A 13,111-nucleotide genomic window follows, 5' to 3' on the forward strand; every position below is an offset into this window, starting at 1 on the left:
GCACGAACATGCACAACAGTCTATTTTCTTGCCATACGCTCGCCGGGCTGCGCCTGGCCAATCGTATCGTCATGGCACCGATGAACCGCAACCGTGCCAGTGACACACAACTCGCGCCGACCGCGATGAGCGCCCTGTATTACGCCCAGCGGGCGTCGGCGGGGCTGATCGTTGCCGAGGGGACTCCGGTCTCGCCGCAGGCCCGCGGTTGCGCGCGCACTCCGGGGATCTACACGCCGGCACAGATTGTCGCCTGGCGCAACGTCACGCGCGCGGTGCACCGAGCGGCTGGGCGCATCTACCTGCAGTTGTGGCATGTCGGGCGTGTCGGCCACTGCAGCCTGCGGGCTGATGGTTCGCCACCCGTCGGACCGAGCACCATCGGCTTGAGCGCCGACCGGGTGCCGGTCCTCGCAGGCGGCCACGAGCCGGTTCTGGTTCCTTGCCATCCGCCGCGTGCGTTGCGCACCCACGAAGTCCGCGAGGTGGTCGCCGACTTTTCACGGGCCGCAGCGAACAGCCTGGCAGCCGGCTTCGACGGGGTCGAGATCCATGCCGCCAATGGTTATCTCTTCGATCAGTTCCGTTGTCCCTACATCAACGATCGCAGCGACGAATATGGCGGTACGACAGGAAGACGCTGGCGCTTCCTGCTCGAGACGGTGGCGGCGGTTGCCTCGGTGGTCGGCAGCGAGCGCGTCGGCGTCCGCATCTCGCCGCTGGGGGTCGCACACGAGATGCAGCCCGATCCGGCGCCGCTGTTCACCTATGGCCAACTGGCGTACCAGCTCGCTCGCATGCGGGTCGGCTACCTGCACGTGTATGACCAGTCCGCGAGCTGGATTCACGATCCCGCCAGCGAATTGCTGCAGCACCTGCGAGCATGTTACGGGGGTAGCATCATCCTCTGCGGCGGATTCGACCGCCAGCGCGCCGAAGCTGCATTGTCCTCGGACAACGCCGATCTGGTCGCCTTCGGCAAGCACTTCATCGCCAACCCGGATCTCGTCGACCGTCTGCGGATCGGCGCGCCCCTTGCCGCCTACAATGCGAAGACGATCTACAAGGGGGGCGAAAGCGGCTACATCGACTATCCCTCACTCGCTGAGGAGGCGGTTGCCGAAGCCTGAGACCCGACGCCCGCTGGTTCACTGGCCGGCGCTCTTCAGGTAGCGTTGAATCGGTCGTTGTCGTGGCTGAGCACGGGCGCTTGAGTCGACGATGCGGGTGCGCGGTCGCGATGACCTCCCGGTCCGACGATGGCCGCGTGGATCGCCTTATACTACCGGGCGTGGGCTAGCGGACGCCAGTCCCCGCCCTGACCCGGTAGCCGATCACCTCAGGAGACAGACCTTGCCCCTATCCTCCCATCCCATGGCCTCTTCGTTGCGTGCATCGGATACCGGCAAGATCGTCTCGGCCGGCGAAGCGGTGCGCCTGATTCGTGACGGCGATACGATCGCCACCAGCGGCTTCGTCGGCATCGGCTTTGCCGAGAACATCGCCATCGCGCTCGAGGAGCGTTTTCTCGCCAGTCAGCGCAGCGACCCCGAGGGCCTTGGCAGACCGCGCAACCTGACCCTGGTGTATGCCGCAGGGCAGGGCGACGGCAGGGCGCGCGGGCTCAACCATTTCGGCCACGACGGGATGCTCGCACGAGTGATCGGTGGTCACTGGGGACTCGTGCCGAAGCTGCAGGCGCTGGCGGTGGCCGACCGCGTCCAGGCCTACAACCTGCCGCAGGGGGTGATCGCGCACCTGTTTCGCGACATCGCGGCAGGCAAGCCGGGGACGATCACCCGTGTCGGGCTCGGCACCTTCGTCGATCCACGGTTTGGCGGTGGCAGGTTGAACGCTTCGACCAGGGAGGAACTCGTCCGCGTGCTGCCGATCGACGGCGAGGAGTACCTGTTCTACAAGGCCTTTCCGATTCATGTCGGAATCATCCGCGGCACCACTGCCGACGCGGACGGCAACGTGACGATGGAGCGGGAAGCGCTGACGCTGGAAGCACAGGCGATCGCGATGGCGGCGCGAAACTCGGGTGGTGTGGTCATCGTCCAGGTCGAGCGCATCGCCGAGCGTGGCACGCTCAATCCGCGGCAAGTGAAGATCCCGGGGGTACTGGTGGACTGTGTCGTGGTTGCCGAGAAGCCGGAATACCACATGCAGACCTTCGGCGAACAGTACAGCGCGGCATTTGCCGGTGAGATCCGCGTACCGCTGTCGGCGATCCAGCCGATGCCGATGAGCGAACGCAAGATCATCGTCCGCCGCGCGGCGTTCGAGCTGCAGGCCAACGCGGTGGTCAACCTCGGGATCGGCATGCCCGAAGGTATCGCGAGCGTTGCCGCAGAGGAGAAGATCTCCGACCTGGTGACGATGACCGCCGAACCCGGAGTGATTGGCGGAATCCCTGCGGGCGGGCTCAACTTCGGTGCGGCGACCAACGCGCAGGCGATCATCGATCAGCCGAGTCAGTTCGATTTCTATGACGGCGGCGGTCTTGACCTGGCCTTTCTCGGTCTCGCCCAGGCGGATCGCCAGGGCAATCTGAATGTCTCCCGCTTCGGCCCGCGTCTGGCTGGCGCCGGTGGTTTCATCAACATCTCGCAGAACGCCAGGAAGGTGGTCTTCGTCGGCACCTTCACTGCCGGCCAGCTCGAGGTGACGGTCGAGGAGGGCCGCCTGCGCATCCTGCGCGATGGCCAGGCCAGGAAGTTCGTCAACGAGGTCGAGCACAGGACCTTCAGCGGCCGCGAAGCGCAGCGACGAGGCCTGACGGTGCTCTACATCACCGAACGGTGCGTCTTCCGCCTCTGTTCGGAGGGACTCGAGCTGGTCGAGATCGCGCCGGGTGTCGACCTGCAACGCGACGTTCTCGACCGGATGGACTTCGTTCCGGTGATGCACTCGGCGCCGCTTCTGATGGACCCGCGGATCTTCCGCGACGAACCGATGAAGCTGCGTTCGCAGCTGCTGGCGCTGCCGCTCGCCGAGCGCCTTTCCTACGATGCGGCGAAGAACATCCTGTTCATAAACTTCGAGGGGCTCGACATCCGTAGCCCGGCCGACATCGAGGCGGTGCGCCGGGCGGTCATCGAGCGGCTGGCGCCGGTCGGCCGGCGCGTGAATGCCGTGGTCAACTACGACCGATTCTCGATCCTGCCCGAACTGGTCGACGAGTACATCGAGATGGTCAAGGGCCTCATGGAGACCTGCTATCACGATGTGACGCGCTTCACCTCGAACACCTTCCTGCGTGCCCGGTTGCGCGAGGCCCTCGAGAAGCGGCAGATCGCTGCGCGCAGCTTCGGCACTGCTGCCGAAGCAGAGGCAGAGCTCGGGCGTCGCTGAACGACCAGGCCTGCCAGCCGCCGTCCGGAGGAGAAGCATGCAAAGACTGCTCGCGCTCATCGGCCCGTTGCCCTTCATCGGCCTGGCGATCGTCGCCGCAGGTCTGTCTCTGGCGGTGGCCGTCTGGCTGTTCGACACGCTATCCGTGGGCCTGCTCGCGGTCAGCAACGCGGTCTGGCGTTACGCTCTGACCGGTTTGCTGCTGGCTGTCTGCTACTTTGTTTACGGCCTGACCCTGCTCTGCGTCGCGCCGCTGTTGAACCTCGTGCTCGGTGGGCGCCTGCGGCCGTACCGTGGCTCGGCGGTGTCGCTGACCGCCCTGCGCTGGTATGTACACTGCACGCTGACGCTCGTGGTCCGCTATTCCTTTCTCGAATTCGTGACGCCGTCACCCTTTGCCCAACTCTATTATCGGCTGATGGGGATGCGCATCGGGCGCAACGTGACGATCAATTCGACTGCCCTCGCCGATCCATCGCTGCTCGAGATGGGGGACGGGGTGACGATCGGCGGTTCGGCCAGCATCATGGCGCACTATGCACAGGGCGGCTATTTGGTGATTGCTCCAGTCCGGATCGCGGCCGGTGCGACCATCGGCCTGCGTGCGATCGTCATGGGCGGTGTCGAGGTCGGCGAGAGGGCCAAGGTTCTTGCCGGTTCGTTCGTCCTCCCCAACACACTCATTCCGGCTGGCGAAACCTGGGCCGGGATACCGGCGCGGCGGGTTGAACCCGAGCGCCTCGACGCCCCGAGTGGAGCCGCCTGAGCGATGCCGCAGCTGGCGGCCTGGGATGTCGTTGCCTGGCGGCTGCTCGCCGTCGTCGGCGGTCTTGTCGGCTGGTTCGTGACGCAGCGCCTGATCGGTGAACGCCGTCTCGCCGACGGCGTGATGTACGATCATCTGCACCGGCTGACGGCCAGTGGCAACGCCTGGCTGCATGAGCATCCGGGCGCTGCGCGGGCAGTGCTGATCGGCAGCTCGCTTGCGATCGATGTCGTCACCCTGTTCGTGCTCGCCTACGCCCTGATCGGGCCGAGCTTCAGCCCGTTCCTTGGTCTGCTCAGCCTGTTTGCCCTGCGCCAGTTGAGCCAGGCGCTGGTCGCCCTGCCGGCGCCGGCTGGCATCATCTGGCGTGACCCGGGCTTTCCCTCGCTCTTCGTGACCTATTCCGTAGGCAACGATTTCTTCTTCTCGGGACACACCGCGCTCGCCGTGTACGGCGCCATGCAGGTCGCGACTCTCGGTATCTCCGCGCTGACCGTCCTCGCGGCTCTGCTCGCCATCCTGCAGATGGTGCTCGTCATCCTCCTGCGGGCGCACTGGACCCTCGACGTGCTGGGCGGGCTGTTTGCCGCGCTGCTGATCGGCGTCGCCTTCTGGCCTGCCTAGCAGCCTGTCGGACTTGACCAAGTCGGCTGCAAGAAGTGGGAAGACGGCTCATTTCTCCCCGTATTTCTGCACGAATAGAACCACTATTCGCTTGAAATCCGTGAAAAACTGCGCTCGTCTCCCACTTTTTTCGCTTCGACCCATCAAGTCCGACAGGCTGCTAGGGCAGGTCGGTTTGTCGCCGCGGTTCGCCGCCGCTCCGGCGAAGCCGGCGTGACCAGGCACGGATGTCGGCGAGGCTTGCCGTCGCACCGCCACAGACGATGAAGAGCACGCGCGAATGGCCGGTGAGCGCCGGCGATCGCTCGTAGGCCAAGGCCAGAGTGGCACCGCAGGCGGGCTCCACGAGCAGTCGATGGTCGCCAAGGAAGCGCTCGCAGGCGTTGAGCGCCGCAGCATCGGAGACGACGACGCTGTCTACCGGGTGCGCCAGCGAGCACGTGAACGCCTGTTCGCAGACGCGTTTGGCCCCGAGCGAGGTGGCGACACTGCTGATTTCCGCGAGCGCGACGATTCTGCCGGCGCGCAGCGAGCGATGCAGGGAGTCGGCACCGGCCGTTTCGACGGCAATCACCGGAATGTCGCCGAGACCGTTTCGGCGCAGCCCTTCGATCACGCCGGCGAGCAGGCCGCCACCGCCGACCGCCAGCACGATGGCGTCCGGCAGCAGCCCGGAGCGGGCAATCTCGTCGACCAGGGTGGCATGGCCTTGCCAGAGCAGCGGGTCGTCAAACGGGTGGATGAAGGCGTCACCCGCCGCCAGCAAGGACAGCGCCAGGCTGTTCGCCTCTTGCCAGGAGGGACCATGCACGATGACCTCGGCCCCTTCCCGTCGCAGCAGCTCGCGCGCCCGGGGGGAAGTGCTCTGCGGGACGACGACGGTGACCGGCAGCGAGAGCTTCCGACCGGCGTAGGCCACCGCGAGACCGGCATTGCCGCCCGAAGAGGACACAAAGCGGCGTGCACCGGCGCGCCGGTGCTCCTCACAGGCGGCACCAATGCCGCGAATCTTGAACGAGCCCGGCGGCTGCAGGGCTTCCAGCTTGAGCCACACCGAACGTTGGCTCGCCAGTCCGAGGGAGCGCGATTCGATCAATGGCGTTTCGATGTGCAAGGGCATCGTCTTCGCTCGCAGGGTGCGCCCGCCGGCGGCCGGTGGCGACACGTGTGGCGCCGCAGCCAAGTCGCTGTGGGCGCTTGACAGCCGTCTGGTGAGCTTCCGCGCGGCTGCCGATGCGACCGATTATCGCCGAGGAATGGGCCTGGAGTACGCTCCGGCGGCACGCTCGGAACGACGCAGCTGCGTCGCCGGGGGCGGCGAGGGCCAGGGGGTGTGTGGGGCGAGTGAGCGAGCGAGCGACGCCGGCTTGCAAGCGCACTCGCTTTCTGATATCAAGTCGTCTTTTTTTCAACCGGGGAACGGGGTCTTCGAACATGGCTGAAGAATTGCTCCAGAGGCATTTCACTCCCTACGTACAGCACGCTGGCGAGGAGTACATGAACAGCGATCAGCTGGCGCACTTTCGTGACATCCTGGAGGCCGTCAAGCTGCAATTGATGGATGACATCGAGCGGACGGTGCATACCATGCAGGATGAGGCGACGGTGTTTGCCGATCCGAACGACCGAGCCAGCCAGGAAACCGACATCGCGATCGAACTGCGCAACCGCGACCGCGAGCGCAAGCTGATCAAGAAGATCGAGGAGACCATCCAGCGCATTGACAGTGGGGATTACGGTTATTGCGCCGCCTGTGGCGTCGAGATCGGCATCAAGCGGCTCGAGGCACGCCCGACGGCGACGCTCTGCATCGACTGCAAGACACTGGAGGAAGTGCGCGAGAAGCAGATCGCCAAGTAGCCTCCGCAAGACAGAGAGCGCCAGTCGGCGAAACGGCTTCGCGCGGGTGCCCGCGGAGCGGGGCCTGCGGCAGTCCCGGCGGTCGAGCAGACGCCGTGGGTTGCCGCAGGGTTTGCGCTGCGGGATGCCGTCCGACGCCGGGAACAGAGCCAGCGGGCGGCGTGTCGCGGGCAAGGCGGGTTGCAGTGAGCCTCGCCGGCCGCAGCAACGGTCGATGCCCCCGACACGGCCGGAACCCGGCCGCCGCTGGCGCTGACAGACCGCTTGCCGGAGTCCCGCCAGGAGCACCGCATCCTGGCGGCGCGATGGCCAGTACCTCCGGACACTTCAGCATCATGACCTACACTGCAGAATCGATTGCCGTCCTCAAGGGCCTTGAGCCCGTACGCCATCGGCCGGGAATGTACACGCGGACCGATTGCCCGTTGCACATCATCCAGGAAGTGATCGACAACGCCGCCGACGAGGCACTCGGCGGCCATTGCCGGCGAATCGGCGTCACGCTGCACCGCGACCACTCGGTGAGCGTGCAGGACGATGGCCGCGGCATTCCGATCGAGATGCATCCGCTCGAGAAGGTGCCGACCGTCGAGGTCGTGTTTACCCGGCTGCATGCCGGCGGCAAGTTCAACAAGGACGACGGGGCTTCTGCCTACCGTTTCTCCGGCGGTTTGCACGGAGTTGGCGTGTCGGTGACCAATGCGCTTTCGACCCGCCTCGAGGTCGAGGTCGTGCGTGACGGGGCACGGCATCAGATGGCTTTTTCCGGCGGGGCTGTGATCGAGCCGCTGCACCGGGTTGGCGACGCACCGAAAAGGATGAGCGGCACGCGCGTGCGCGCGTGGCCGGACCCCGCCTTCTTCGATTCACCGGTCATCCCGCCGCCACAGCTCGAACGTCTGCTGCGCAGCAAGGCGCTGTTGCTGCCGGGCCTGCAGGTGGTGCTGACGGTCGAGGATGGCGCGACCAGCGAGTGGTGTTTCGCCAACGGCATGGTGCAGTACCTCGCCGAGCAACTGGACGGCGAGCCCGTGGCCCCGGTGTTCAGCAGCGAGAAGTATGCTGTCCGCGGCGACGAGAACTTCCCTGTCGGCGCGGGTGCCGCCTGGGCCGTCTGCTGGACGGCCGAGGGTGGCCTGGCGCGCGAATCCTACGTCAATCTGATTCCGACCCCTGCCGGCGGCACGCATGAAGCCGGCCTGCGGCAGGCGACGCTCGATGCCATCCGCAGTTTCGCCGAGCACCATGCGCTGCTGCCCAAGGGCGTCAAGCTCGCCGCCGAGGATGTCTTCTCGCGTGCCAGTTTCGTGCTCGCGGTACGCATGCTCGATCCTTCGTTCCAGGGGCAGACGAAGGAACGACTGAACTCGCGCGATGCCGTGGCGCTGGTGGCGCGCATGGTGCGCGACAGCCTCGAACTGTGGCTGAACGAGCACCCCGAGGCGGCCAAACGGATCACCGAGTTGGCCATCCGGGCGGCGCAGGCACGCACGCGTGCCGGCCAGAAGGTCGAGAAGCGCAAGCAGTCGGGGGTGGCGATCCTGCCGGGCAAGCTGTCGGATTGCCAGAGCGAGGACCTCAGTCGCAACGAGATCTTTCTCGTCGAAGGAGACTCGGCCGGCGGTTCGGCCAAATCGGGGCGCGACAAGGAGGTGCAGGCGATCCTGCCATTGCGCGGCAAGGTGCTGAATACCTGGGAGGTCGAGGCGGGCAGCCTGTTTGCCAATCGCGAGGTGCACGACATCGCCGTCGCGCTGGGCATCGACCCGCATCCGGCGAACGCTCCCGACTCGGTGCTGCTCAACCTGCGCTACGGCAAGGTCGTGATCATGACCGATGCCGATGTCGATGGGTCGCACATCCGCGTTCTGCTGTGCACCCTCTTCTATCGCCATTTCCCGCGGCTGGTCGCGCTGGGACACCTGTTCTTCGCGCAGCCACCGCTGTACCGTCTCGATGTGCCCGCGCAGGGCAAGGCGCGGCCACCACGCAAAATCTACGCGCTCGACAATGCGGAGCTCGAAGCGTCACTCGATCGTCTGCGCCTCGAGGGTGTCAAGCGTGAAGCGGTGGCGATCTCGCGTTTCAAGGGGTTGGGCGAGATGAACCCGGAGCAGCTGTGGGAGACGACGATGTCGCCCGACACGCGCCGCCTGATGCGCATCGGCATGCCGGGCAGCGAGGCGGCGCGGCCGGTGATGACGATGTTGATGGCGAAGGGTGAATCGGCGGGCCGGCGCGCCTGGATGGAAGAAAACGGTGCCCTGATCGGTGCCGAGCTGTGACCGGACAAGCGAAAGTGAACCGCAAGTGAGGAAAGACCAGACCCCCGACCTCTTCGCCGACCTGCCACCGGCGCCGCCGGCAGTGCCGCCGCAACTGCCCGCGTCGCCCGCGGCGGACGACGACAGCATCCTGCTGCACGAATCGGCGGCCCGCGACTACCTCGAGTACGCGGTGGCGGTCGTCAAGGGACGCGCGCTGCCGGATGTCAAGGACGGCCTGAAGCCGGTACAGCGGCGTGTCCTCTTCGCCATGCGCGAACTCGGGCTGTCGGCGACGGCGAAGCCGGTCAAGTCGGCACGGGTCGTTGGCGACGTCATCGGCAAGTACCATCCGCACGGCGACACCTCCGCCTACGATGCCATGGTGCGTGTCGCACAGCCCTTCATGCTGCGCTACCCGCTGGTCGACGGGCAGGGCAACTTCGGTTCGCGCGATGGCGACAATGCGGCAGCGATGCGCTATACCGAGGCACGCCTGACGCCGATCGCCGAGTTGCTGCTGGCGGAACTCGGCGAGGGGACGGTCGATTTCCAGCCGAACTATGACGGCTCGTTTGACGAACCGACCTGTCTGCCGGCCCGGCTACCCTTCGTCCTGCTCAACGGATCCTCGGGCATCGCCGTCGGCATGGCGACCGAGATTTCGCCGCACAACCTGCGCGAGGTCGCCGCAGCAGCGATCCACCTGATCGAACAGCCGCAGGCCGGGCTCGAGCAACTGCTGCAGCACGTTCCCGGGCCGGATTACCCGGGCGGCGGGCAGATCATTTCCTCGCCGGCCGACATCGCTGCCGCCTACGGCAGCGGCCGCGGCACGTTGCGCGTGCGGGCGCGCTACGAGTTCGAGGAAATGGCACGCGGGGCCTGGCAACTGGTGGTTCGCGAGCTGCCGCCCGGCGTCTCGTCGGCGAAGGTCCTGGCCGAGATCGGCGCATTGATCAACCCGCAGGTGAAGCCGGGCAAGAAGACCATCGACCAGTCAGCGGCACAGCTGAAGACGCTGATGGCATCCCAGCTCGACCGTGCGCGCGACGAGTCGGGCAAGGACGACGACGTGCGGCTGGTCTTCGAGCCGAGCAGCTCGCGCATCGACCGCAACGAGTTCGTCGCGCTGCTCCTCGCGCATACCAGTCTCGAAACTTCGGCATCGATCAACCTCGTCGCCGTCGGCATCGATGGCCGGCCGTGCCAGAAATCGCTGCCCGAGCTGCTCGGCGAATGGTGCACCTTCCGTATCCGGACCGTGCGCCGGCGGACTGGTCATCGCCTGCAGAAGGCCGATGACCGGATCCACATTCTCGAAGGCCGGCACATCGTCTTCCTCAACATCGACGAAGTGATCCGGATCATTCGCCAAGCCGAGGATCCGAAGGCGGCGCTGATCGCCCGCTTCGCGCTCTCCGACCGGCAGGCGGAAGACATCCTCGAGATCCGCCTGCGGCAGCTCGCCCGCCTCGAGGGGATCCGCATCGAACAGGAACTCGAGCGGCTGCGCAGTGAGCGCGAGGGCCTGCTGAAACTTCTGGGCAGCGATGCGCTGCTGCGGCGGCAGGTGGTGCGCGAGATCAGGGCAGACACGGAGAAGTACGGTGACGCGCGGCGGACGGTCATCGAAGTGGCAGCGACGGCGTCGCGTTCCGAGGTGGCTGCAGTCAGCGACGAAGCGGTGACCGTGATCATTTCGGAGAAGGGCTGGGCGCGTGTGCGGCAGGGGCACGGACTCGATCTTTCCGGTGTTGCCTACAAGGACGGCGACCGGGCTGGGTCGGCGCTGGAGTGCCGCTCGGTCGACTCCCTGGTGATCGTTTCGAGCGAGGGACGGGCATTTACCGTGGCGATTGCCGCCCTGCCCGACGGTCGCGGCATGGGCGCGCCGCTCTCTTCGTTCGTCGACCTCGGCAGCGGCCGGATTGCGCATGTCCTCACCGGCCAGGCAGAAGAAGCGATCCTGATCGCCAAGACCTCGGGCTATGGTTTCATCTGCACCTACGGCGACCTGCTGTCACGGCAGAAGGCCGGCAAGGCCGTCGTCAGCGTCGAGGAGGGTGCCAGCATCCTGCCACCGCTCCGGCTTGCCGCCGCAGACCATCTCGGCGCGTTGTCCGGCGACGGTCGCCTGTTGATCTTTCCGCTCGAGCAGATGAAGCGCCTTGCCAGCGGCAAGGGGGTCCTGATCATCGGCCTGCGTGAAGGAGAATCGCTGCGTGCGGTGATTGCCACCCGTGGGCCGCGGCTGGCCATCAGGGGAAGCGTGCGCAATCGGCCGAAGACGCTCCCGTCGGAGGACCGGCACCTCGGTCAACGTGCCCGTCGTGGTGCACCGGTCGGGCCACTGGGGAACATCACGCTGGACCATTGGCCCGGTTGAGCTGCGGCCAGCCGCGGCCTGCAATGAAGGAGAGCAAGGAATGCGCAGCAGGAACAACCCTTTTCGCGTCGTTGCCGCCGGTACCGCCTGCCTGGTCGCGGCCATGGCCGTCCAAGCGGAGCAGGTGGGATGCGTGACGACCGAGTGGAAGCTGGTCGGTGCGAACCACCGCGTCTGCGTGGAGAGTTTCCCCGACCCGAAGGTGCCCGGTGTCACCTGTCACGTCAGCCAGGCGCGAACCGGTGGTGTCAGCGGTTCGCTCGGCCTGGCGGAGGATCCGTCGCAGTTTTCGCTTGCCTGCCGGCAGACCGGTCCGATCAGCCTGCCGGACAAGCTGCCGAAGGAGGCGACGGTGTTCTCGGGCGATACGTCGGTGCTGTTCAAGGAAACGCGCGTCGTCCGCATGTGGGACGAAGCGAACCGGACGCTGATCTATCTCGCGATCAGTCGCAAGCTGATCGACGGCGCGCCGGCGAACAGTATTTCAACCGTGCCGTTGATGCCCTGGGGCGGGCGCTGATGCTGCGCCGGTGGCCCGCCAGCGGTCGGCGACGCCTTGGCGAACGGTTGCCCAGTGTGCCGGTGACGCAGCACCGGAGGCCGTGATGGTGGCCACGCAGCCGGAACTGGACGTCAGCCGTCTCGGCCAGGTGTTCACGCCGCCAGCGATCGTCGAACTGATGCTCTCGCTGGTGCGCAAACGCGGTCGCGTCCTCGAGCCCGCCTGCGGCGATGGCGCCTTCCTGCAGCATTTCCCGTTCGCCGTCGGCATCGAGATCGATCCGCGCCACGCGCCACCTGGCGCTCGCGTCATGGATTTCTTTGCCCTGCCGGCCGAACAGTCGTTCGCCACGGTGATCGGCAATCCGCCCTACGTGCGTTACCAGGACATCGCCGTCGCGACCCGTCGCCTCATTCGGCGCAGCGTGCTCGATGGACGTGCGAACCTCTATCTGTTCTTCATCGAGCAGTGCTTGCGGCATCTCGCTCCCGGTGGTGAACTCGTCTTCATCACCCCGCGCGATTTCCTCAAGGCAACGTCGGCGGTGCCACTCAACCGCCTGCTGTACGCGGCGGGGACGATCACCGATTTCGTCGAACTCGGCGATTCCCGGCTGTTCGACGATGCCACGCCGAATTGCGCCATCTGGCGTTTCGAGCGCGGCAATTTTTCGCGGCGGACGCGCTACGCGGCGCAGGGCGTTGCCGATGGGCGGGCAGGCCTGGCGCGGCTGCAGTGGGACGAGCGCCATTTCGTCGAGAGCGGCGGGCACCTTCTGTTCGCGCGCGGCGATTACGACCTGCGCCTGGCCGACATCGCTTTCGTCAAGGTTGGCGCGGTCTCGGGCGCCGACGAGATTTACGCCAGCGAGGTGTACGGCAATCGCGACTTCGTCTGCTCGTCGACGGTGCGCAGCGGCAGGACGCGGCGCATGCTGTGGTGTGAAGCAGGCGAACCGCCGCCAGCCGCCCTGCTGCCGCACAAGGAACGCCTGATCACGCGCCGCATTCGATCCTTCGACGAGTCCAACTGGTGGCACTGGGGGCGCGGCTATCATCAGTCGGTGTTGCCACGGGTCTATGTCAACGGCAAGACGCGCAGCCCGCGACCCTTCTTCTGCCATTCCTGTACGCATTATGATGGGGCTGTGCTGGCAATCTTCCCGCACGATCCGCTGCTTGCCGCGCAGCAATTGGCGGATGCGCTGAACACCGTCGACTGGTTGGATCTCGGTTTCGTCTGCGATGGTCGTTTCCTGTTCACCCAACGCAGCCTCGAGCAGACTCCGCTTCCCAGCCCGCTGCGAGCCCTGCTGCCGGCTCGCGGTGTAGAATGAAGGATTGCCGTGC

General features: G+C 66.3%; 10 protein-coding genes. 9 read left to right on the forward strand and 1 reads right to left on the reverse strand.

The window, feature by feature from the left end; translation table 11 throughout:
- Window positions 1-8: 8 nt before the first annotated feature.
- From V5B60_RS09245 to V5B60_RS09260, 4 genes are all read left to right on the forward strand, one after another.
- On the forward strand, window positions 9-1,130 hold the full coding sequence (locus V5B60_RS09245) for an alkene reductase (protein WP_332346732.1): 1,122 nt from the start codon (window positions 9-11) through the stop codon (window positions 1,128-1,130).
- Window positions 1,131-1,374: 244 nt separating this feature from the next.
- Window positions 1,375-3,357 carry an acyl CoA:acetate/3-ketoacid CoA transferase gene (locus tag V5B60_RS09250; RefSeq protein ID WP_434735369.1) on the forward strand — a complete coding sequence of 661 codons (1,983 nt, stop codon included), beginning with the start codon at window positions 1,375-1,377 and terminating at the stop codon, window positions 3,355-3,357.
- A gap of 37 nt (window positions 3,358-3,394) precedes the next feature.
- Window positions 3,395-4,123 carry a hypothetical protein gene (locus V5B60_RS09255; protein ID WP_332346734.1) on the forward strand — a complete coding sequence of 243 codons (729 nt, stop codon included), beginning with the start codon at window positions 3,395-3,397 and terminating at the stop codon, window positions 4,121-4,123.
- A gap of 3 nt (window positions 4,124-4,126) precedes the next feature.
- Window positions 4,127-4,747, forward strand: coding sequence for a phosphatase PAP2-related protein (locus V5B60_RS09260; protein ID WP_332346735.1), 621 nt, complete (start codon window positions 4,127-4,129; stop codon window positions 4,745-4,747).
- 160 nt (window positions 4,748-4,907) lie between these two features.
- On the opposite strand, the gene V5B60_RS09265 is transcribed toward V5B60_RS09260, so the two are convergent.
- Window positions 4,908-5,867 carry a pyridoxal-phosphate dependent enzyme gene (locus tag V5B60_RS09265; protein WP_332346736.1) on the reverse strand — a complete coding sequence of 320 codons (960 nt, stop codon included), beginning with the start codon at window positions 5,865-5,867 and terminating at the stop codon, window positions 4,908-4,910.
- A gap of 314 nt (window positions 5,868-6,181) precedes the next feature.
- Here V5B60_RS09265 and dksA point away from each other — a divergent pair, with 314 nt between their 5' ends.
- The 5 genes from dksA (at window position 6,182) to V5B60_RS09290 (ending at window position 13,098) form a co-directional block, all read left to right on the forward strand.
- Window positions 6,182-6,607: an RNA polymerase-binding protein DksA gene (dksA, locus tag V5B60_RS09270; protein ID WP_332346737.1), complete on the forward strand. Its 426-nt coding sequence runs from the start codon at window positions 6,182-6,184 to the stop codon at window positions 6,605-6,607.
- A 335-nt stretch (window positions 6,608-6,942) separates the two neighbouring features.
- Window positions 6,943-8,892 (forward strand): DNA topoisomerase IV subunit B, encoded by a 1,950-nt coding sequence (locus V5B60_RS09275; RefSeq protein WP_332346738.1) that lies wholly within the window; start codon window positions 6,943-6,945, stop codon window positions 8,890-8,892.
- A 25-nt stretch (window positions 8,893-8,917) separates the two neighbouring features.
- Window positions 8,918-11,260, forward strand: a complete 2,343-nt coding sequence (gene parC / locus V5B60_RS09280; RefSeq protein WP_332346739.1) for a DNA topoisomerase IV subunit A — start codon at window positions 8,918-8,920, stop codon at window positions 11,258-11,260.
- Window positions 11,261-11,363: 103 nt separating this feature from the next.
- Window positions 11,364-11,780, forward strand: coding sequence for a CreA family protein (locus V5B60_RS09285; protein ID WP_332350495.1), 417 nt, complete (start codon window positions 11,364-11,366; stop codon window positions 11,778-11,780).
- Between the two features lie 85 nt (window positions 11,781-11,865).
- Entirely contained in the window at window positions 11,866-13,098 is a 1,233-nt protein-coding gene (locus V5B60_RS09290; protein WP_332346740.1) for a class I SAM-dependent methyltransferase, read from the forward strand.
- Window positions 13,099-13,111: the final 13 nt, after the last annotated feature.

Origin of the sequence: Accumulibacter sp. (assembly GCF_036625195.1) — a bacterium.
GTDB lineage: Bacteria > Pseudomonadota > Gammaproteobacteria > Burkholderiales > Rhodocyclaceae > Accumulibacter.

Excerpts from the sequence above, each read along its gene's own strand:
- V5B60_RS09245 (WP_332346732.1), top strand. The coding sequence starts at position 9 with ATGCACAACAGTCTATTTTCTTGCCATACGCTCGCCGGGCTGCGCCTG.
- V5B60_RS09250 (WP_434735369.1), top strand. The coding sequence starts at position 1,375 with ATGGCCTCTTCGTTGCGTGCATCGGATACCGGCAAGATCGTCTCGGCC.
- V5B60_RS09255 (WP_332346734.1), top strand. The coding sequence starts at position 3,395 with ATGCAAAGACTGCTCGCGCTCATCGGCCCGTTGCCCTTCATCGGCCTG.
- V5B60_RS09260 (WP_332346735.1), top strand. The coding sequence starts at position 4,127 with ATGCCGCAGCTGGCGGCCTGGGATGTCGTTGCCTGGCGGCTGCTCGCC.
- V5B60_RS09265 (WP_332346736.1), bottom strand. The coding sequence starts at position 5,867 with ATGCCCTTGCACATCGAAACGCCATTGATCGAATCGCGCTCCCTCGGA.
- dksA (WP_332346737.1), top strand. The coding sequence starts at position 6,182 with ATGGCTGAAGAATTGCTCCAGAGGCATTTCACTCCCTACGTACAGCAC.
- V5B60_RS09275 (WP_332346738.1), top strand. The coding sequence starts at position 6,943 with ATGACCTACACTGCAGAATCGATTGCCGTCCTCAAGGGCCTTGAGCCC.
- V5B60_RS09285 (WP_332350495.1), top strand. The coding sequence starts at position 11,364 with ATGGCCGTCCAAGCGGAGCAGGTGGGATGCGTGACGACCGAGTGGAAG.
- V5B60_RS09290 (WP_332346740.1), top strand. The coding sequence starts at position 11,866 with ATGGTGGCCACGCAGCCGGAACTGGACGTCAGCCGTCTCGGCCAGGTG.